Origin of the sequence: Caulobacter vibrioides OR37, from assembly GCF_000372645.1 — a bacterium.
Classification (GTDB): domain Bacteria; phylum Pseudomonadota; class Alphaproteobacteria; order Caulobacterales; family Caulobacteraceae; genus Caulobacter; species Caulobacter vibrioides_E.
Map to the genome: position 1 here is coordinate 39,166 of NZ_APMP01000021.1, position 18,727 is coordinate 57,892.

At 69.5% G+C, this 18,727-nt stretch carries 21 protein-coding genes; 9 read left to right on the forward strand and 12 right to left on the reverse strand.

Annotated features, from left to right (window positions below; all coding sequences use genetic code 11):
• The first annotated feature begins 36 nt into the window (after nt 1-36).
• Nucleotides 37-564 carry a GNAT family N-acetyltransferase gene (locus tag OR37_RS14745; protein ID WP_004621500.1) on the forward strand — a complete coding sequence of 176 codons (528 nt, stop codon included), beginning with the start codon at nt 37-39 and terminating at the stop codon, nt 562-564.
• 46 nt (nt 565-610) lie between these two features.
• Nucleotides 611-1,138 (forward strand): AAA family ATPase, encoded by a 528-nt coding sequence (locus OR37_RS14750; protein WP_004621501.1) that lies wholly within the window; start codon nt 611-613, stop codon nt 1,136-1,138.
• Between the two features lie 11 nt (nt 1,139-1,149).
• On the opposite strand, the gene OR37_RS14755 is transcribed toward OR37_RS14750, so the two are convergent.
• Nucleotides 1,150-2,532: an aminotransferase-like domain-containing protein gene (locus OR37_RS14755; protein WP_004621503.1), complete on the reverse strand. Its 1,383-nt coding sequence runs from the start codon at nt 2,530-2,532 to the stop codon at nt 1,150-1,152.
• Nucleotides 2,533-2,585: 53 nt separating this feature from the next.
• Here OR37_RS14755 and OR37_RS14760 point away from each other — a divergent pair, with 53 nt between their 5' ends.
• The 5 genes from OR37_RS14760 (at nt 2,586) to OR37_RS14780 (ending at nt 6,758) form a co-directional block, all read left to right on the forward strand.
• On the forward strand, nt 2,586-3,263 hold the full coding sequence (locus OR37_RS14760; protein ID WP_235046584.1) for a LysE family translocator: 678 nt from the start codon (nt 2,586-2,588) through the stop codon (nt 3,261-3,263).
• 37 nt (nt 3,264-3,300) lie between these two features.
• Nucleotides 3,301-3,774, forward strand: coding sequence for a hypothetical protein (locus OR37_RS14765; RefSeq protein ID WP_004621507.1), 474 nt, complete (start codon nt 3,301-3,303; stop codon nt 3,772-3,774).
• A gap of 61 nt (nt 3,775-3,835) precedes the next feature.
• On the forward strand, nt 3,836-4,672 hold the full coding sequence (locus tag OR37_RS14770; protein ID WP_004621509.1) for a serine aminopeptidase domain-containing protein: 837 nt from the start codon (nt 3,836-3,838) through the stop codon (nt 4,670-4,672).
• 189 nt (nt 4,673-4,861) lie between these two features.
• Nucleotides 4,862-5,932, forward strand: a complete 1,071-nt coding sequence (prfA, locus tag OR37_RS14775; protein WP_035017480.1) for a peptide chain release factor 1 — start codon at nt 4,862-4,864, stop codon at nt 5,930-5,932.
• A 58-nt stretch (nt 5,933-5,990) separates the two neighbouring features.
• Nucleotides 5,991-6,758 (forward strand): pseudouridine synthase, encoded by a 768-nt coding sequence (locus OR37_RS14780; RefSeq protein ID WP_004621514.1) that lies wholly within the window; start codon nt 5,991-5,993, stop codon nt 6,756-6,758.
• Between the two features lie 8 nt (nt 6,759-6,766).
• Here OR37_RS14780 and OR37_RS14785 read toward each other — a convergent pair whose 3' ends face one another.
• From OR37_RS14785 to OR37_RS14815, 7 genes are all read right to left on the reverse strand, one after another.
• Nucleotides 6,767-7,216, reverse strand: coding sequence for a MaoC family dehydratase (locus OR37_RS14785; RefSeq protein ID WP_004621516.1), 450 nt, complete (start codon nt 7,214-7,216; stop codon nt 6,767-6,769).
• A gap of 44 nt (nt 7,217-7,260) precedes the next feature.
• On the reverse strand, nt 7,261-7,668 hold the full coding sequence (locus OR37_RS14790; protein ID WP_004621518.1) for a hypothetical protein: 408 nt from the start codon (nt 7,666-7,668) through the stop codon (nt 7,261-7,263).
• A 10-nt stretch (nt 7,669-7,678) separates the two neighbouring features.
• Nucleotides 7,679-8,833, reverse strand: a complete 1,155-nt coding sequence (gene ispG / locus OR37_RS14795; RefSeq protein WP_004621520.1) for a flavodoxin-dependent (E)-4-hydroxy-3-methylbut-2-enyl-diphosphate synthase — start codon at nt 8,831-8,833, stop codon at nt 7,679-7,681.
• 86 nt (nt 8,834-8,919) lie between these two features.
• On the reverse strand, nt 8,920-10,017 hold the full coding sequence (locus tag OR37_RS14800; RefSeq protein WP_004621522.1) for a helix-turn-helix domain-containing protein: 1,098 nt from the start codon (nt 10,015-10,017) through the stop codon (nt 8,920-8,922).
• Between the two features lie 158 nt (nt 10,018-10,175).
• On the reverse strand, nt 10,176-12,440 hold the full coding sequence (gene ptsP, locus OR37_RS14805) for a phosphoenolpyruvate--protein phosphotransferase (RefSeq protein WP_004621525.1): 2,265 nt from the start codon (nt 12,438-12,440) through the stop codon (nt 10,176-10,178).
• Between the two features lie 358 nt (nt 12,441-12,798).
• On the reverse strand, nt 12,799-13,197 hold the full coding sequence (locus OR37_RS14810; RefSeq protein WP_004621527.1) for a hypothetical protein: 399 nt from the start codon (nt 13,195-13,197) through the stop codon (nt 12,799-12,801).
• A gap of 93 nt (nt 13,198-13,290) precedes the next feature.
• Entirely contained in the window at nt 13,291-13,965 is a 675-nt protein-coding gene (locus tag OR37_RS14815) for a TetR/AcrR family transcriptional regulator (protein WP_004621528.1), read from the reverse strand.
• 62 nt (nt 13,966-14,027) lie between these two features.
• Here OR37_RS14815 and OR37_RS14820 point away from each other — a divergent pair, with 62 nt between their 5' ends.
• Nucleotides 14,028-14,381, forward strand: coding sequence for a darcynin family protein (locus OR37_RS14820; protein WP_004621530.1), 354 nt, complete (start codon nt 14,028-14,030; stop codon nt 14,379-14,381).
• Nucleotides 14,382-14,388: 7 nt separating this feature from the next.
• Here OR37_RS14820 and OR37_RS14825 read toward each other — a convergent pair whose 3' ends face one another.
• A complete protein-coding gene (locus OR37_RS14825) occupies nt 14,389-15,312 on the reverse strand; it encodes a DMT family transporter (RefSeq protein ID WP_004621533.1) in 924 nt (307 codons plus the stop codon).
• A gap of 34 nt (nt 15,313-15,346) precedes the next feature.
• On the opposite strand from OR37_RS14825, the gene OR37_RS14830 reads away from it, so the two are divergent.
• Entirely contained in the window at nt 15,347-15,709 is a 363-nt protein-coding gene (locus OR37_RS14830) for a hypothetical protein (RefSeq protein WP_131368830.1), read from the forward strand.
• A gap of 216 nt (nt 15,710-15,925) precedes the next feature.
• On the opposite strand, the gene OR37_RS14835 is transcribed toward OR37_RS14830, so the two are convergent.
• The 3 genes from OR37_RS14835 to OR37_RS14845 all read right to left on the reverse strand — a co-directional run bounded on the left by OR37_RS14835 (nt 15,926) and on the right by OR37_RS14845 (nt 18,573).
• Nucleotides 15,926-16,657: an AraC family transcriptional regulator gene (locus OR37_RS14835; protein ID WP_004621537.1), complete on the reverse strand. Its 732-nt coding sequence runs from the start codon at nt 16,655-16,657 to the stop codon at nt 15,926-15,928.
• A gap of 18 nt (nt 16,658-16,675) precedes the next feature.
• Nucleotides 16,676-17,140, reverse strand: a complete 465-nt coding sequence (locus OR37_RS14840) for a hypothetical protein (RefSeq protein WP_004621538.1) — start codon at nt 17,138-17,140, stop codon at nt 16,676-16,678.
• Between the two features lie 185 nt (nt 17,141-17,325).
• The gene (locus tag OR37_RS14845; protein ID WP_004621540.1) at nt 17,326-18,573 is read right to left on the reverse strand and encodes an aspartate kinase; all 1,248 of its coding nucleotides are present in this window, start codon (nt 18,571-18,573) and stop codon (nt 17,326-17,328) included.
• Nucleotides 18,574-18,727 lie beyond the last annotated feature (154 nt).

Sequence of the window (18,727 nt, forward strand, 5' to 3'; positions counted from 1 at the left end):
TTCTAGCTTTCGTCCCTCGCCATCGAAGGCCCGTCCATGCCGCTGCTCGCCCCCTGTCAGGATCACGAACTGGCCGATCTCGCCGCGCTGGTGAACTCGGCCTATCGCGGGGAGCTGGCGGAAAAGGGCTGGACCAGCGAGAGTTCTCTGCTGGGCGGCCAGCGCACCGACGAAGCATCCCTGCGCGCCGACCTCGCCGCCCATCCGGGCTCGACGCTGCTGACCCTGCGCGACGCCGAGGGCGACAAGCCCCACGCCTGCGTCTGGCTGCAACCGTCGGAGGGCGACGCCTGGTATGTGGGCATGGTCACCGTCTCGCCCTTGCGCCAGGCCGGCGGCATCGGCCGCGCCCTCCTGGAGGCCGCCGAGGCCCATGCCCGCGCGCGCGGCGGCAAGACCATGGAGATGACCGTCATCTCGGTCCGCGACACCCTGATCGCCTGGTACGAGCGCCGCGGCTACCGCCTGACCGGCGCCACCGAGCCCTTCCCCTATGGCGACGAACGCTTCGGCGTTCCCCAGCGCGACGACCTGCATTTCGTCATCCTGGAAAAGGCGCTGTAGAGGCGCTAAGGTCCGGGGGACACGCCGCCTTCGGCGAGGAACTCCCATGCATCGCTACATCCTGACCGGCGCTCCGGGCGCGGGCAAAACCGTGCTGCTGCGCGCGCTCGAACGCGCGGGCCACACGGTGGTCGAGGAGGCCGCCACCGACGTCATCGCCCTGGCCCAGGCCGAGGGCGTGGCCGAGCCCTGGACCGATCCGGGCTTTATCGACGCGATCGTCCGCCTGCAGATCCAGCGTCAGGCCCGCGCGGTCGGCGACCCGATCTTCTTCGACCGCTCGCCGATCTGCGCCCTGGCCCTGGCGCGGTTCCTCGATCATCCGGTCTCGCCTCTGCTTCGCCAGGAACTTGAGCGCATCGCGGAGCAAGGCGTCTACCAGCGGCGGGCGTTCCTGGTGCGAGGACTGGGGTTCGTCACGCCAACGGCCGCGCGCCGGATCAGTCTGGAGGACGCCATCCGCTTCGAGGCCCTGCACGAAGCGACCTATCGGGAGCTGGGCTACGCGCTCCATGCGATCGAGGCGGGATCGGTGGCGCGAAGGGTGGCGAGCATTCTGGAGACTCCACCCTAGCGCAAGCCTCCCTAAACCACCGCTCGGGAGCGCTCGGCGACCTCGCTGGACAGCGCGCCGGCGACGACCTCGAGCGCGCCTTTCAGGGTCTCGCGATCGGGCGCCGCGCCCAGGCAGACCCGCACGCCGCTTTCCAGCCGGGGATCCACCGCCGGCGCGGCCGGCGGCGTCACCTCGACGCCGCCGCGTAGCGCCCGGCCGGCCACGCGTTCGGCGTCCAGTTCGCCCATCGGCAGCCACAGATGCGGCGCGTAGGGCGTGCGCGGCGCCTCGACGGCGCGCCCCAGGATCTCCAGCGCGAGGGCCTGGCGGGCGGCGCTTTCGTCCAAGACCTCGGCCAGGATCTGGTCGGCGGCGCCATCCTCGATCCACTGGGTGGCGATCAGTCCGCCAAAGCCCGAGGGGGCGTAGGTCAGGGCCCGCACCGCGCTCAGCACCCGCTCGAACAGCGCCGGCGTCGGGGCGATCAGAAAGCCGGCTCTCAGGCCCGGCCCCAGGATCTTGGACACGCCGGCGACATGGAACGTCCGTTCCGGCGCGATCAGGGCGAACGGCGGCGGCGCGCCCGGGGCGTAGGCCGCGTAGAGGTCGTCCTCGACGATCGTCAGGTCGTGCTCCCGAGCGATGGCGGCTATGGCCTCGCGGCGGGCCAGGCTCATGATCCGGCCCGTGGGGTTCTGCAGGGTCGGCAGGATCGACAAGACCCGCGCTCCGGTTTCGCGCACGGCCGCCGCCAGAGCCTCGGGGTCCAGTCCCTCGTCGTCCATGGCGACGCCCTTCAGCCGCCAGCCGTGATGCGCGGCCAAGGCCTTCTGGCCGTTATAGGTGGCGGCCTCGACCAGCACCGTGTCGCCCGGCCGCGTCACCGCCCCCAGGGACAGCGCCAGGGCCTGCTGGGCGCCGCCGCAACAGACCAGACGCCGCCAATCCACGTCCTGGAAGCCGCCGGTCCGCGCGATCCACGCCGCGCCCGCCCGCCGCTGAACCTCGTGTCCCGCCGGCGGCGCGTAGGCCAGGTTTTCCAGCAGGTCGGGGCGCCGGCGCAGCCGGGCCAGGGCCTCGGGCAAACGCGTCGCGGCCGGCCCGGTCGGGGCGATGTTCTGGGCCAGGTTCGCCGGCCCTTCGCGGTCGCGCGCGCGGTGGGCGGCCGGGGCGTTGACGAAGCTGCCTCGACCGACATGGGCGCTGACCAGCCCGGCCTTCTCGGCCTCGACATAGGCGCGGGTCACGGTGCCCAGGCCGACGCCCAGGCGGTAGGCCAGGTCCCGCTGAGGTGGAAGCCGCGCGCCGGCCGCCAAGGCGCCCGAGGCGATATCGGCCCGCAGCGCCGCCACCAACCGCTCGTACAGCGGCGCCGCGCCCTCGGGGATGGCAGGGGTCCAGGCCGGAGGCACGGAATATCTCCTATATTGTCACGATAACAATATGCAGTTTGACTCTCGATACAATGAAAATCATCACGGTGACACTACACGACATGGAGGCCGTGATGACCCCGGGATTGCTTCTTGCCTACGTCCTGTTCTGTTTCGCCACGGCCGGTACGCCGGGACCGAACAACATGATGCTGCTGGCGTCGGGCGCGAACTTCGGCTTTCGCCGCACCGTGCTGCACATCCTGGGAATCAGCTGCGGCCTCGGCGTCATGGTGCTGGCCATGGGCTTTGGCCTGGGCGGCGTCTTTCGCGCCTATCCGGTGCTGCACGAGGCGCTGCGCTGGATCGGGGCGGCCTACATGCTGTGGCTGGCCTGGAAGATCGGGACCTCGACCAAGATCAGCGACAAGGACCTGGGCAGGCCGATGACCTTCCTTCAGGCGGCCGCGTTCCAGTGGGTCAATCCCAAGGCCTGGGCCATGGCGCTGGGCGCGGTGACGACCTATGCGCCCGAGGGCGGCGGCTGGACCATCGTGCCGTTGCTGGCCGGGACCTTCATGCTGGTCGGCGCGCCGTGCAGCGCGGCCTGGGCGGGCTTTGGCCAGGGCCTGCGCCCCTTCCTGGACCGGCCGGCGGTGCTGCGGACGTTCAACATCACCATGGCCGTGCTGCTGGTCGCGTCGCTGTACCCGCTGCTGACCGAGGGCAAGCCGGTCGCCGAGCCCGCGCGGATAGCCCTTGCGCGATAAAGGGCGCGCGGGCCAGGGTCGGCGCAAGGAGATCCCCATGCGCCCCCTGCTCGCCCTCGCCGCCACGCTGCTGCTGGCCACCGCCGCCCAGGCCCAGGACCTCAAGGTCATCGTCGCCGGCCGCGACAGCGTGACGCTGAGCCCGAAGGACTTGGCGGCCCTGCCCCGCGCCAAGGCGACGATCCAGGTCAAGGGCGCCAGCGTCGTCTACGAGGGCGCCCGGCTGGACGCGGTGCTGGCCCAGGCCGGCGTCGTGCATGGCGAGCGGCTAATGGGCCGATACCTGAACCAGGTGGTGGTGGCCCGCGCCCAGGACGGCTTCTTCAGCGTGCTGTCCCTGGCCGAAACCGACCCCGTCTACCGCGCCAATCCGGTGGTGGTCGCCGACACGGTCAACGGCCACAAGCTGGACGACCGCGAGGGCCCCTATCGCCTGGTGGTCGACGGCGACCTTCGCCCCTCGCGCGCGCCGCGCCAGCTGGTGTCGATCGAGGTCAAGCCGGCGTTCTGAGAACGTCTGGACAGCGGCCGCCAAACGCGAAACCTTGGCGAGAAAACCAAGGGGAGCTCCCGTGACTGAATTTTCCCCAAGCCGCCGACGCGTGTTGGCCGCCGCCCTCGCCTTGGCCGCGACGCCGGCCTTGGCTGGCGCGACCACCGCGACGACCACGATGCAGGTCGGCGGACGCGATGTGGACCTCACCCTCGCGCGGCCGGACGCGGCCCGGGGCGTGGTGATCTTCTCCCACGGCGCCGGCAGCGCCACGACCAGCTATCAGGGCTTGTTCGAGGCTTGGACCAAGGCCGGCTTCCTGGTGGTCGCGCCGGTGCATGTCGACTCGCTGAGCCACCCCAAGCACGCCGACTACGACCTGCGCGCGGCCTTTCCGTTGCGCCTCGCGGATCTCGCGGCCGCCACCGCCTGGGCCGCCAAGACCGCGCCGGGCCTGCCGATCGTCTCGGCCGGCCACTCCTATGGCTCGCTGATGTCGCTGATCCGGGGCGGCGCGCTGGAGGGCCTGCTGCACGCGCGCGATCCGAACACCAAGGCGGTGCTCTGCTTTTCCAGCGCGGGCGTCATTCCCGGCCTGATCGGCCCGAAGGCCTATGAGACCTTGGCGACGCCGCTGCTGATGATCACCGGCGACAAGGATGTCCTGCCGGGCAGTTTCGACGACTGGCATGACCATCTGCGCCCCTTTGAGGCCAGCCCCGCGGGCGAGAAGTATCTGTGGGTGGGCCAGGGCGTGGACCACGGTCTGGCCCACGGCCGCGACCCTGGCCCCGCCTTCGCCGAAGCCGCGGCGCTGAGCGTGACCTACCTGCGGGCCGAGGCCTTGGGCGATGCCACGGCCAAGGCCGCCCTGGCGACCCAGTCCTCGACCCTGGCGCGGTTCGAGAGGCGGTAGAAAGGCGCGCCCCCACGGCGCCGGGGGCGCGGAAAGGCGCTCTTCAATAAGATCCAATGACAGGTCCTGTCAGCGGTCCCCGGCCTCGGCGCCCATCGGAAGACCGCCGCGACGTCGCGAACATTCCCATCGGCCGCGAAAGGCTCTAGAGAAGCCGACCCGTTCCATTCCAAACTTGCGACGTCTCCCTTGCGACTGCCCCAGGCCCGCCTCGACCAGGTTCTCGATCGCTTCCGCGAGGTGGAGGCGCGCATGGGCGCGGCCACCGACGGGGCCGAGATCGTCAAGCTCTCCAAGGAGCACGCCGAGCTGAAGCCGGTGGCCGAGGCCGTCGAGCGGCTGGCCAAGCTGTCCGCCGAGCGCGCCGAGCTGGACGCCATGGCCGCCGATCCGGAAATGGCCGACATGGTCCGCGACGAGATCGAGAGCCTGGACGAAAGGCTGCCGGTCCTGGAGCGCGAGCTGGCCCTGATGCTGGCGCCCAAGGACAAGGACGAGAACGCCTCGGCCATCCTGGAAGTGCGCGCCGGCACCGGCGGCGACGAGGCGGCCCTGTTCGCGGGCGACCTCTTCCGCATGTACCAGCGCTATGCCCAGAACCACGGCTGGCGCGTCGAGATCGACAGCATCTCGGAAGGCGAAATGGGCGGCTTCAAGGAAATCGTCGCCTCGATCACCGGCGAGGGCGTGTTTGGCCGGCTGAAGTTCGAAAGCGGCGTCCACCGCGTGCAGCGCGTGCCGGCCACCGAGGCGCAAGGCCGTATCCACACCTCGGCCGCCACGGTCGCGGTGCTGCCCGAGGCCGAGGACGTCGAGATCGACATCAAGGAAAGCGACCTGCGGATCGACACCTACCGCTCGTCGGGCGCGGGCGGTCAGCACGTCAACAAGACCGACTCGGCGGTGCGGATCACCCACTTGCCGACCGGCGTGGTGGTGACCTCGTCGGAGAAGTCGCAGCACCAGAACCGCGCCCGGGCCATGAAGAACCTGAAGGCCCGCCTCTACGACATGCAGCGCGAGGCGCTGGACAGCGCCCGCTCCGAGGCGCGCAAGAGCCAGGTCGGCAGCGGCGATCGCTCCGAACGCATCCGCACCTACAACTTCCCGCAGGGCCGAGTGACCGATCACCGGATCAACCTGACGCTCTACAACCTGGCCCGCATCATCGAGGGCGACGCCCTGGACGACGTGATCAATCCTCTGATCGCCGAGGACCAGGCCGAACGCCTGGCCAGCCTGGAAGAGAGCTTCGGCTGATGGCTTGGAGCATGATCTTGCCCGAAAACCGGTTCCCACTTTTCGGGATCATGCTCTGATGGCCTGGACCCGCACCTATGACGAGGCCGAGCCCCAGCGGGTCAACAAGTGGCTGGCCCAGAGCGGCGTGTGCTCGCGCCGCGAAGCCGAACAGCTGATCGCCGACGGCCTGGTGTCGATCGACGGCGAGGTGGTCGAGGACGTCGGCCGCAAGATCCAGCCTGGCCAGACCCTGGTGCTGGCCGATCGGGCCACGGCCAAGCTGGACGCCACCCCGACCTATCTGATCCACAAGCCGCGCGGCGTGGTCTCGGCCCAGCCGGATCCGGGCCAGGTCCCGGCCGCGCGCCTGCTGACGCGGGCCAACCTGTGGGGCGACGCGCCCGGCTCGGCGATCCCGCGCTCGGGCGACCTGATCCCGCCGGTCGGACGGCTGGACAAGGACTCGCGCGGCCTCTTGCTGCTGTCCCAGGACGGCGTGGTGGCCAAGGCGGTGATCGGCCCTCAGTCGGATCTGGAAAAGGAATATCGCGTCGCCGTGATGGGCGATTTGACCGAAGAGAAGCTGGAATTGCTGCGCTTCGGCCTTGAACTGGACGGCCGCGAACTGCGCCCGGCCGAGGTCGAGGTCATCTCCGACCAGCGCCTGAAGTTCGTGCTGCGCGAGGGCCGCAACCGCCAGATCCGCCGGATGTGCGAACTCGTGGAGCTGAAGGTCGTCGACCTGTTCCGGGTTCGCATCGGCCCGCTGGACCTGGGCGACATGCCCGAAGGCCGCTGGCGCCCGCTGACCAGCGCCGAGCGCGCGGCGCTGATCGCGGGCTGAGCCGCAGACTAGGCCTTCGGCCGCCGACGTCGGGGCACACGGACGATGGCCTCGCCGTCCATGATCAGGTCCTCGCCGACGAAGCCCTGGCAGCTTAGGGTGACGCGGGCGCTTTCGGGATCGATGGCCGCCACGGTGACGCGGGCGGTGACCACGTCGTCGATGCGGACCGGCCTGTGGAAGGCCAGGGTCTGCGACAGGTAGATCGCCCCCGCCCCCGGCAGGATGGTGCCGACCACCGCCGAGCCGAACGAGGCCGACAGCAGGCCATGGGCGATGCGGCCCCGATAGGCGGTCTTGGCCGCGTAGGCCTCGTCCATATGCACGGGATTGAAGTCGTCCGAGGCCTCGGCGAACAAGGCGATCCGCGCTTCGGTGACGACGACCTGCTTTTCGGCCGTCATGCCGACGGACAGTTCTTCCAGGATATAGCCGCCGGTGGGGTGTGGTCCGATCATCAGCCGGCGTTAGCGGTCATGGGCGGCGATGGCCAGAGAAAATGTCAGCGGGCGGGTTTCGAATAGGGGACGAACGGACCCAGGCTGACGAAGCCGCGCTGGAAGTGCGCCAGCGAGTCGAACAGATCGACGGCATCGGGCTCGCAGAGATCGCCGCCATAGGTCCGGGTGACCAGGACGTCGTCCTGGCGCAATGAACTGGCGCCGCCGCGCGGCCGGTTCACATAAAGGCGGTTGCCCGGCAGGTGATAGACGATGGCCGTTCCGTCGATGATCTCGCTGCCCTGGATGTCGCTGAGGCGCAGGCAGCTGACGGGCTTGCCGGCGACGCGCCCCTCCAGAAGCTTGGCCAGCTGAGCCTCGCCAGTGGGGTTGGGCGGCTCGGCGGCCAGGGCGCCGGAGGCCGTCGCCAGAACACCCACCGCCATCAGACCAGAAACCCAGCGACGCATTTCGCGCTCCCTATTCGGCCGCCACGACCTCGGCGTCCTTGTCGGCCTTGTCCTGAGCGGCCTGGATCTCGGCGGCGCGCTTTTCGACCAGCTCGACGATGTGGTCGATCATGCCGTCGTTGGACTGCTTATGGTCGGGCTTGCCGGCCATGTAGACCATGCCCGCCCCGGCCCCGCCGCCGGTGAAGCCGATGTCGGTCATCAGCGCCTCGCCCGGCCCGTTGACCACGCAGCCGATGATCGACAGCGACATCGGCGTGGCGATGTGGGCCAGGCGCTCTTCCAGGGTCTCGACCGTCTTGATGACGTTGAAGCCCTGACGGGCGCACGACGGGCAGGCGATGATGTTGACGCCCCGGTGACGCAGGCCCAGCGACTTCAGGATATCGAAGCCGACCTTGATCTCCTCGACCGGGTCAGCGGCCAGCGACACGCGGATGGTGTCGCCGATCCCGGCCCACAGCATCGAGCCAATGCCGATCGACGACTTCACCGTGCCGGTGCGGGTGGCCCCCGCCTCGGTGACGCCCAGATGCAGCGGGCAGTCGATCGCTTCGGCCAGCTGGTAATAGGCGGCGACGGTCAGGAAAGGATCGGACGCCTTCACCGAGATCTTGAACTCGTGGAAGTCGTGGTCCTGCAGGATGCGGGCGTGGTTCAGGGCGCTCTCGACCATCGCCTCGGGGCACGGCTCGCCGTACTTTTCCAGCAGTTCGCGTTCGAGGGAGCCCGCGTTGACGCCGATCCGCATCGAGCAGCCGTGGTCGCGAGCGGCCTGGATCACGTCGCGGACGCGGTCGGGGCTGCCGATATTGCCGGGATTGATCCGCAGGCAGGCCGCGCCCGCCTCGGCGGCCTCGATGCCGCGCTTGTAGTGGAAGTGGATGTCGGCCACGAGCGGGACCTTGGCCTCGCGGGCGATGGTCTTGAACGCCGCCGTGCTCTCGACGTCCGGGCAGCTGACGCGGACGATGTCGGCGCCGGCCTCTTCCAGCTGACGGATCTGCTCCAGCGTCGCCTTGGCGTCGCTGGTCAGGGTGTTGGTCATCGACTGGACGGTGATCGGCGCGTCGCCGCCCACCTCGACCTTGCCGACGCGGATCTTGCGCGATTGCCGGCGCGTGATCATGCGCCAGGGACGGACGTGCGTGTGGTCTGCGGCCATGACGTCAATTTAGAGGGTGTCGAAGGCGGATAGAAGGCCTTCCACGGCCTGCCCGTCGATTTCCCCGACCACGGCCGAGGTCGGCGCTATTGAATGCGAATTGGAACCGCGGGCTTGGCGGCCACGGGCTGGGCCGGCGCGCTGGCGACAGGCTTCGGAGCCGGAGGCGGCGGCGGGATAAGCTTGGCCAGGGCGGTCTGGCTCGCGGTCAGCCGTCCGGTCAGCACGCCGCCATAATAGACGTCGAAGGCCTCGGGCTCGACCACGTCGACCGTCAGGCCCGGCGTGCGCGGCGCGCGATAGGCGTCGCCCGACGACAGCCAGCGGGTCAGCACCGGCGCGCCGTCGGGACCGCGCACCGTCAGAGAGGTGGCCTTGCGCGCCTGAAGCACCACGCCCGAGGCCTCGGCCTGGGTCGCCCCCAGCATCTGCCCTCTCGGCTTGAAGGGCGAACCGAGACGGGCCTGCTGGCTGGCCTCGCCGGCCTTGGCCTCGGCCTCTTCGCGGGCCTTCGCGGCCGCCTTGGCCGCGTCGACCGACCCGCCATTGGCGGCCGCGTCGTCCAGACCGGGAGTCTTGTAGGGCTCGGGGGTGGTCGACTCGACCGGGGCCGGCAGCGGCGCGCCCAGAGACACCGAGCCCCCGCCATTGCCGCTCGCGGCGCGGGCGACCTGGGTCGAGGCGGCGGCCGGCGCCACCTGCGGCGGCGGTTCGACCTTGGTGATCGCGTGCTGCGCGACGTTCCACAGCAGGATGGCGCCGACCACCAGCAGGCCGCCGGCGAAAATCAGGGCCAGGCGCGGATCGCGCTCGCGGCGCACGCCGACCGGGGCGCGCAACTCGGCGCCATCGTCGGGCGCGTCATGCTTGAAGCGGGCCACGGCCGCCTCGGCGTCCAGGCCCAGCAGGCCGGCATAGGCGCGGACATAGCCGATGGTGAACGGCCGCGAGGGCAGGTCCTCGAGCCGCATGTCCTCCAGCGCCTCGATATAGGCCTGACGGATGCGCGTCGCGTCGGCGACGTCCTGGGTGGTCAGCCCCCGGAACTGGCGGGCCGACTTCAGGGCCACGCCAAGATCGGAGCCCTCGTTCAGCGAGGGCTGATAGGCCGCGACCGGCGCATCATCGACGTCGGCGTCGGCGACCAAGTGCAAGCGCCCCACGGTGCCCGTATCCAGCGGCATGAAAAATAGAGACCCCGAAAACTCGCGCCGCGCGCGAAGCGCGTCGCACTCCCCCACCCGTGACGCACGGTGTTCTTAACAAGTTTTCGAGATATCAGACTAAGTAACGGGATTCAATGCACTAAACGGTGACGCTTGGTTAACGGCCAAGCCTTTCGTCACACCGCCACGTACAGCTTGCGCGCCAAGGTTTCGATCTCTCCGCGCAAGGATCCGCCCGAGCCCTTCAACAGGGCTTCAACGTTGCGTCGAGCCGCCTCCCGATCGCAGCTCAGCACCATCTGCTTGACGGGACCGATGCCGGCCGGCGGCATCGAAAGCCCCTCGAAACCCAGCGCCACAAGGGCGAAGGCCTCGAGCGGACGGCCGGCCATTTCTCCGCAGACGGACACCGGCGTGCCGGTGTCGGCGCAAGCCTGCTGAATGGTCTTCAGCGCCCGCAGCGCGGCCGGCGACAGGGGGTCGTAACGGTCCGAGACCTTGGGATTGCCCCGGTCGGCGGCGAACAGGTACTGCATCAGGTCGTTGGTGCCGACCGAGACGAAATCGGTCATCGGCAGCAGCGCGTCCAAATGCCACAGCAGCGACGGCGCCTCGATCATCGCCCCGACGTCCAGCCGCGAGGGCGCGGGCCGACCGCGCTTGAGCGCCCATGCGACTTCCTGATCGACGAAAGCTCGGGCGGCGCGGAACTCGTCGACATTGGCGACCAGCGGGAACATCACCTTCAGCGGCCGTCCGGCGGCGGCCTTGACCAGCGCCCGGATCTGCATCCGCAGCAGGGCCGGACGGTCCAGGCCCATCCGCACGGCGCGCCAACCCAGGGCCGGATTGTCCTCGCGCTCCAGCTCCATGTACGGCAACAGCTTGTCGCCGCCGAGATCGAGCGTGCGGAAGGTGACCGGCATCCCGTTGGCGGCCTCCAGCACCTTTTCGTAGAGCGCGGTCTGAGCTTCCAGGCGCGGCAGCTCCTCGGCCACCATGAACTGGAATTCGGTGCGGAACAGGCCAATGCCCTCGGCGCCCGTCTCGGCCAGGATGTCGAGATCGACCGCCAGGCCGGCGTTCATCAGGAGGGTGATCTTGGCCCCGTCCTTGGTGATCGGCGGGGTGTCGCGCAGGCGGGCGAACTCGGCCTTGCGCTGGGCGCGGACCTCCATCCGGACCTTCAGCGCCTTGACGACGTCCGGGCGCGGCCGCAGCCAGGCTTCCTGGGTTTCGGCGTCGACCACCACGGGGTCGCCCTCGCTGACCCGGTCGCGCAGGCCGGCCAGGCGGCCGACGCAGGGAATGTCGAGCGCCCGGGCCACGATGCCGGCGTGGCTGGCGGCGCTGCCTTCTTCCAGCAGGATGCCCTTCAGCTTGGTCCGGTCGTATTCCAGCAGGTCGGCGGGGCCGAGGTTCCGGGCGATCAGGATGGCGTCGTCGGGCAGCACCCGCACGGCGTGGACGTCGCCCGACAGGTGGCGCAGCAAGCGGTCGTTCAGGTCTTCAAGATCGTGCAGGCGCTCGCGCAGATAGGGATCCCGCGCCTGGCCCAGACGGGCGCGGTGCTCGGAACGCACGCGCTCGACGGCGGCCTCGGCGGTCAGGCCCGACCGCACGGCTTCCTGCAGGCCGCGGTTCCAGCCCCGGTCGTGGGCGAACAGGCGGTAGGTCTCCAAGACCTCGTAGCTGGCGCCGACCAGGCCATGCTGGCCTTCCAGCATCTCGTCGATCTGGGTCTGCAGCGCCTCGATGGCGTAGTTGAGCCGGGCCTCCTCGGCCAGGGCGTCGTCGGACAGCAGGGTCTCGGGCGCGACCGGCTGTTCGTGCAGAACCGCCACGCCGTAGGCCAGGCCCTCGGCGAAGCGCGCCCCCTTCAGCCGCTCGGGCTTGTGGGGCGCCAGCTCGACGTCCTTGAGCTCGTCGGCGCCCAGGAGCTCGCTGGAGCTGACCATCTCGGCCAGCACCATGGCGATGATCTGGAGGTCCTCGACCTCCTCCTCGTCATAGATCCGCTCGGTGCGGTTCTGGACGACCAGCACGCCGATGGCGCGGCCGCCGCGCAGCAGCGGCACCGCCAGGAAGGCGTGGTAGGGATCTTCGCCGGTTTCCGGGCGGTACGAGAAGGCCGGGTGGCTGGCGGCGTCGGACAGGTTCAGCGGCCGGCCCAGGCGCATGGTCTCGCCGACCAGGCCCTCGCCCGGCTTCATGCGCGTGACGTGGACGGCCTCGCGCGACAGACCCTCGGTGGCGAACAGTTCCAGATCGCCGGAGGCGCGGCGCAGATAGATCGAGCAGACCTCGGCGACCATCGAGACGGCGATGGTGCGCACCACCATGTCCAGCTTGGCCTGGGCCGGACCGCCGCCGGCCATGGCCTCGCGTATCTGCCGCAGCAGGCTGCGAGGTCCTCGAACGGCGATGCCGGATGCCGCCATGAGCCTAAAGCGCGCTCCCTAACCCAAAGGACGAAGGTCTAGCCCGGCGTCGCGCGCCGAGGGTCAAGACCACGTCCGCCTCTAGAGCCTGTCCGATCTGGATGAAACCATCCAAATCAAAATGAACAGACCTCGCCCTCAAAGTCCGAGCGTGCGCCGAAGCGGCCTGACCGTCGCAAGCCTGGCGCCGACGCGCTCAAGATGGGGGCTACAGCAGATTTCGCCAGCGCGATAGCCGCTGACGACAACCGAACGGCGATTAGGTGCGAGCGAACGAAAAAGCGCCGCCTCCGGGCGGAGACGGCGCAGGTTGAACGCTCGGGGAGGGATCAGGACTCGAGCGCTAAGCGGACAGGCCCTAGCGGCGATAACCGTAGTCGTAGCGGGCGTCGTAACGGTCATAGCCCCGGCCGTAGCCGTAGCCGTAGCGGCCGTCGTCGTGACCGTAGCGGCCGTAGCCATAGTGGTCATAGGCGTAGCGGTTGTCGTAGCGCGGGGCGTAGCGATAGTCGTAGCCGTAGTCGCGACGGTGATCGCGCGCGGTCGTGGCGCCCAGGGCGGCGCCGGCCACGGCGCCGATGGCGACCGCGTCGCCCTTGCCGTGGCCCAGGGCCGCGCCGGCGACGCCGCCGATCAGGGCGCCGACGATGGCGCGGTCGGTCTTCTCGCCGGCGAAGGCGGCGGTGGCCGGGGCGACCAGCGCGCCGGTGATGGCGACGGCGACGATGGTCTTGGTGATCTTACCAGTGGTGTTCATGGCGGGGCTCCTATTCCAGAGGCGTCGCCCGTTCGCGGCGCTGTTGATGTCTGTTCTAAGACTCGCCGCCTGAACCTGATCGGGACCCTTCGTTCAGGTTGGGTTTAGGTTCGGGAGCCCGCTTTCGGCGCCCGCTTCCCAGGTCAGGTAACCGAACACGGCCCGCTTCAGACGTCGCGAAAGCCCTTCCCGGTCGGGGGCGCTCTTGCGGCCCTCGGCGTCGACCAGGGCCCGACTGAGGCTGATCAGGTCGGCGGCCGCCTCGACCAGATCCAGGCCCGCCAGAGCCTCTCCGCCGCGCTGCAGGACCCCGATGATCGCCGCCAGCATCGCCCGTTCGGCGGCCTCGGTTTCCTCGTCCAGCGGCAGGCGCGCCTCCTCGAAGTCCAGGATGCGCGCCAGGTTCGGCAGGTCCAGCTGGTGTCCCACGGCGACCGCGATCAAGCGCGACACCGCCTCGCGCCAGTCCTCGCCCGGACGCGCGGCGACCGCCGCCTCCACCTCGGCGGCGAAACGGGCGGCGTCACGGCGCACCAGGGCGGCCATCAGCGCGTCCTTGCCCGGGAAGTACTGGTACAGCGAACCGACGCTGACCCCGGCCACGGCCGCGACGACATTGGTGTTGAACCGCTCCAGCCCCTCACGCTCCAGAATGCGAGCCGCGCCGTCCAGGATCACCTCGACGGTCGCGGCCGAACGCCTCTGGCGCGGGCGTTTGCGGGGGCTCAGGGGATCTTCCCCTCCCCGGTCGAGATGCGAGTTGGCCATATGTGATGAAAAGCTCATATTTTTGGCGCGGTCAATGACGGCCGCGACCGGAGACAGCTCCCATGAGCACCGAACCTCAAACCATGACGCTTTTCATGCTGGTGCGGACCACGCCCGCCTGGCTGGCCCTGGCGCCGAAAGACCGCTTCGCCTTCTTCGACGCCCATATCGATCCGCTGCTGGCGGCCCAGCCGGCGGTCAAGCTGCGCTTCTACGACGCCGAGTTCTACGACGCCCGCGTCTCGGACGTGCTGGTCTGGGAAACCGCCGACCAGGCGGCCTATCGCGCGATCGTCGAGGGCCTGCGCGAGACGCCGTTCTGGGACCACTATTTCCACATCGTCGACATCATCCCGGCGATCGAGAACGCCTATGCCGACCATTACGACGCCAAGCTGATCGGCGCGGCGGCGTAAGACCTCCTCACGCCCGATGCCGGCGGGCCGACCACAGCACGCCGGCCAGGATCAGCACGATGGCCGCGCTCTCCAGGGGGCGCGGCCAGCGGCCCTCGCGCAGGAAGCCGTATAGCAGGGCGAACACGGTCTCGAATACGATCAGCTGACCCGACAGCGACAGCGGCAGAAGCCGGCTGGCGGCGTTCCACAGGCCGTTGCCGATCACCGAGGCGCCGATCGCGACGGCGAAACCGACGGCCCAGAACCCTCCCCAGGCCGCGGGCGCGTGGGCCTCTCCGCCCAGCAGGAAGGCCGGGATCACCAGCACAAGCGACAGCAGACCCGTGGCGACGCCGGTCAGCAGCGACCACTCGTGGCTGTTGAACCGGGGCGTCGCGGCCAGGCGCCGGGCATTCCAGACCGCGTAGGCGGTCCACATGGACAGGGCCAACAGCGCGCCGGCGAGGCCGATCAGGGTTCGCCCCATTCCCGAGCGGCCGGCGGCCGCGAAGGCGTCGAGATTGATGCAGGCCCCGCCGGCGACGATCAGGGCCAGAGGCGCCAGCAGCCGCCGCACGGGCGTCCCCTCCCCCGGCCGCGCGCCGACCAGGGTGATGGTGACCGGCAAGAGGCCGATGATCAGCGAGGCCAGGGCCACGCCCGCGCTCTTCACCGCGATCGACAGCCCGACATAATAGATCAGGTTGCCGAGCAGGCTCAGCGCGACCAGGTCGCGCCAGTCCCGGACGGTCGTCTTGGCCATCACGGTCTTCCACGACGGCGCCAGCAGCAGGACCGAGACGAGGCCATAGGCGATGTAGCGCCCCGCCGTCATCTGCAGCGGGGTGAAGTCGGAGAGCAGCTTGGGCGCCAGGAACACCCCGCCCCAGAACGCGCCGGCGACGAGGCCGCACAGCAGGCCAAGGAGGATGTTGCGAGAGGTGTTCATGGGCCCGGAGTTAGCAGCTCGCGCGAAGCCTGGCTTGGCGGAAGCTCCCGGAGGTTTGGCGAAGACTCGCGACGCGACCTGTGCCTATGCTCGCGCCATGAGCGAGTATGACCCAGGCCCGGAAATCGCGCCCATCATCGGCCCTATCTCGGCGGATCGCGCGCGGGCGCTGATGCTGAACGGCGTGATGTTGATGGCGTTGCCTTCGATCCCGGCGATCTGGGTGGCGGCCAGCCTAGCCCGCAGGTTCCTGAAGGTGGGCGGCGCACAGCTAATCCACGAAGCGGTCGAGCGACCCAATCTTCTCAATGGATTTGTCCTGATCTTCGGCGGCGTCGGCTTCTTCAACCTTGGCTGGAAGCTCTTCCATCAAGGCCGGACCGCGCCACGCGCCTAGATCATTCCATGTTCCTCCAACTCGCTTTCCTTCCCACATTCGGCGTCGGCCTCGCCCAATGGGCCTTTCTGCTGCGCATCCGGCAAATCCTCGTCGAACGGCATCCGGACATTTGGCGCGCCGTCGTCGCGTCGCGGTGGAGCAAACTTGGCGCCGTACCGAGTTTCGCCTGGTCGCCTTGGCGGGCTATATCGCCGCCATGATTATCGCTGGCGACTAGCGCCCCTTCCGCCAAGCCCCCGGCGTGACCCCGAGCGCCGCCTTCATCCGCTTGGTCAGCCCGCTCTGGTCGCCATGGCCCGTCCGGACCGCGATCTCGGCGATCGAGAGGCGGGTGTCCGACAGCAGCCGTTGGGCCGCCCGCAACCGCGCGTCCGACAGCGCGCCATGCGGCGTCGTCCCGTAGGCCTCGGCGAAGCGGGCGAAGAAGCGGCTCGGGCTCATGCCGGCCTCGGCGGCGAGATCGCGGACGGTCAGGGACTGGTCGTAACGCGCCTCGATCATCGCCATGGCGCGGACCAGGCGCGGGTCGACCTTCGGCGGGGCCGCCGACAGGCCGCGCAGCAGCAGCGGGGTCCAGAGGCGGGCGACGCCGGCCTCGATCGCGCCGGGCGTCTCGCCGGCCAGATAGTCCAGCAGGCCGCGCACGGCGCCGGTGACGGGAGCGAAGGGCCGATCGCGCAGGTGTTCGAACGGCTCCATCAGCGCGCCGCCGATGTCGGCGACCACGAACAGGTTCTCGCCGGAGGCGGCGAAGGCGTGCCGGGCGCCCGGCGCAACCACGGCGGCGCGTCCCGGATCAACCCGTCCGCCCCGGCCGTCGATCTCCATCTCCAGCACGCCCCGGCGCGGCAGCACGATCTGGTCGAAGACGTGGGCGTGCGGCGGCGCGTCCTCGCCATAACGGCGGAACGACAGCTCGGCGGGGGCGGTCAGGTCGTGGCCCATGGGGCCACCATAGCGCGGTCAGCCGTGACCGGGCAGCGCCAACGGCTCCGAAGCGTCGGCGACCAGGCGGCGGGCCTGTTCGAGCGCCGCGTCGATGTCGTTCTCGATGAACTCGACCTCGAGATCGGTCAGCGGGTGCGGCGCGGCGATGACGTTGCGCAGATAGGCGCGGCGCTCGGGGCCGGTCATGGCCCACCAGCCGACCGTGTGGCCTTCCTCGATCACCGCGTCGCCCATGGCCAGCAGGTCGTCGGTGTCGAAGATCGGCTGGCCGGGCTTTTCCGGAAACCACTGGCCGTCGTCCGGCAGGGCCTGGTCCAGCTGCCGCAGCAGGGCCGCCAGCCACGGGCTGATCAGCAGGGGCTTCTCGTAGCCGTCGCCGAACTTGGCGCGCAGCAACAGGTCGTAGAGCAGCTCCAGCCCCGCGTCGCCGTGGAAGGTGACGGTCTTGGCCTCGGGATCGAACTTGAAGACGTCGGGCATGGGGACTCTCTGGGGCGGGCGCCCTTCATAACGTCCGAACGCGACGTTTTCATCTAAGCTGGCGGAGAGCGCCCCCTCCCCCGCCGCGCGAGGGAGTATGGAGCCGTTCCTCCTCACCCGTGAAACGGGGGAGGTGGCGCGAGGCGAAGCCTCGTGACGGAGGGGGCGCTTCCCTCCGTCGTCAATCAGAGCTGATCCAGCCCGTACACCGCGTGCAGGGCGCGGACGGCCAGCTCGGTGTAGGCCGCGTCGATCAGGACCGAGATCTTGATCTCCGAGGTCGAGATGACCTGGATGTTGATGTTCTTCTCGGCCAGGGCCGCGAACATCGACTGGGCGACGCCGGCGTGCGAACGCATCCCGACGCCGATCACCGAGACCTTGGCGACGTCCTCGTTGACCGCGACGTCCTCGAAGCCGATCTCGGTCTTGGCGGCCTGGACGATCTCGACCGCGCGGGCGGCGTCACGCTTGCCGACCGTGAATTCCATGTTCGCCGTGGCGTTGGTGCGCGCGCGCGACTGCACGATCATGTCGACATTGACGTTGGCGTCGGCCAGGCGTCCGAAGATCTGCGAGGACACGCCCGGATGGTCGGGCAGGCCCAGCAGGGTGATCTTGGCTTCGTCGCGGCTGTAGGCGACGCCCGAGACGATGCGCTTTTCCATGATTTCTTCCTCGTCGCAGACGATCGTACCTTGTCCGGGCGCTTCCCCGGGTTCGACGAAACTCGACAGCACCCGCACCGGCACGCGATGGGCCATGGCCATCTCGACCGAGCGGGTCTGCAGCACCTTGGCCCCCAGCGAGGCCATTTCAAGCATCTCTTCGTAGCTGATCTTGGCCAGGCGCTTGGCCTTGCTCTCGATCCGCGGATCGGTCGTGTAGACCCCGTCCACGTCCGTATAGATGTCGCAGTCGCCCTTCACGGCGGCGGCGATCGCCACGGCCGAGGTGTCCGAGCCGCCCCGGCCCAGGGTAGTGATGCGGCGGTTCGGCGTGACGCCCTGGAAGCCGGCGATCACGGCGATCTCGCCGTTGGCGAAGCAGGCTTCGAGGTTCTCCGGCGGGATCTCCTCGATCCGCGCGCGGCCGTGGGCCTCGTCGGTGATGATCGGCACCTGCCAGCCCAGGAACGAGCGGGCCTTGTGGCCCATGTTGCGCAGGGTCATGGCCAGCAGGCCGGCGGTCACCTGTTCGCCCGAGGCGACGACGGCGTCGTACTCGTCGTCCGACTCCGGCAGACCTTGCGCGGCGCGGCCGGCGCCGTCGGTCCAGGCGACCAGCTCGTTGGTCTTGCCCGACATGGCCGAGACGACCACCGCGACCTGCTTACCCGTGGCGACCTCGGCGGCGACCAGGCGCGCCACACGGCGGATGCGCTCCAGGTCGGCCACCGACGTGCCGCCGAACTTCATCACCAGACGTGACACGTCCCCGGTACCTCGACACTTGGTTATTTCTTGCGCCCGCGCGGCCGGATCGCTCCCCCACGCGCAAGCGAAGCGCCTTCTAACGGCGAGACGGCGCAACGGCAATGTCGCGCGGCCGTCTTTTTTGTCCGACCGTGGCGCGACGGGCCCGGCG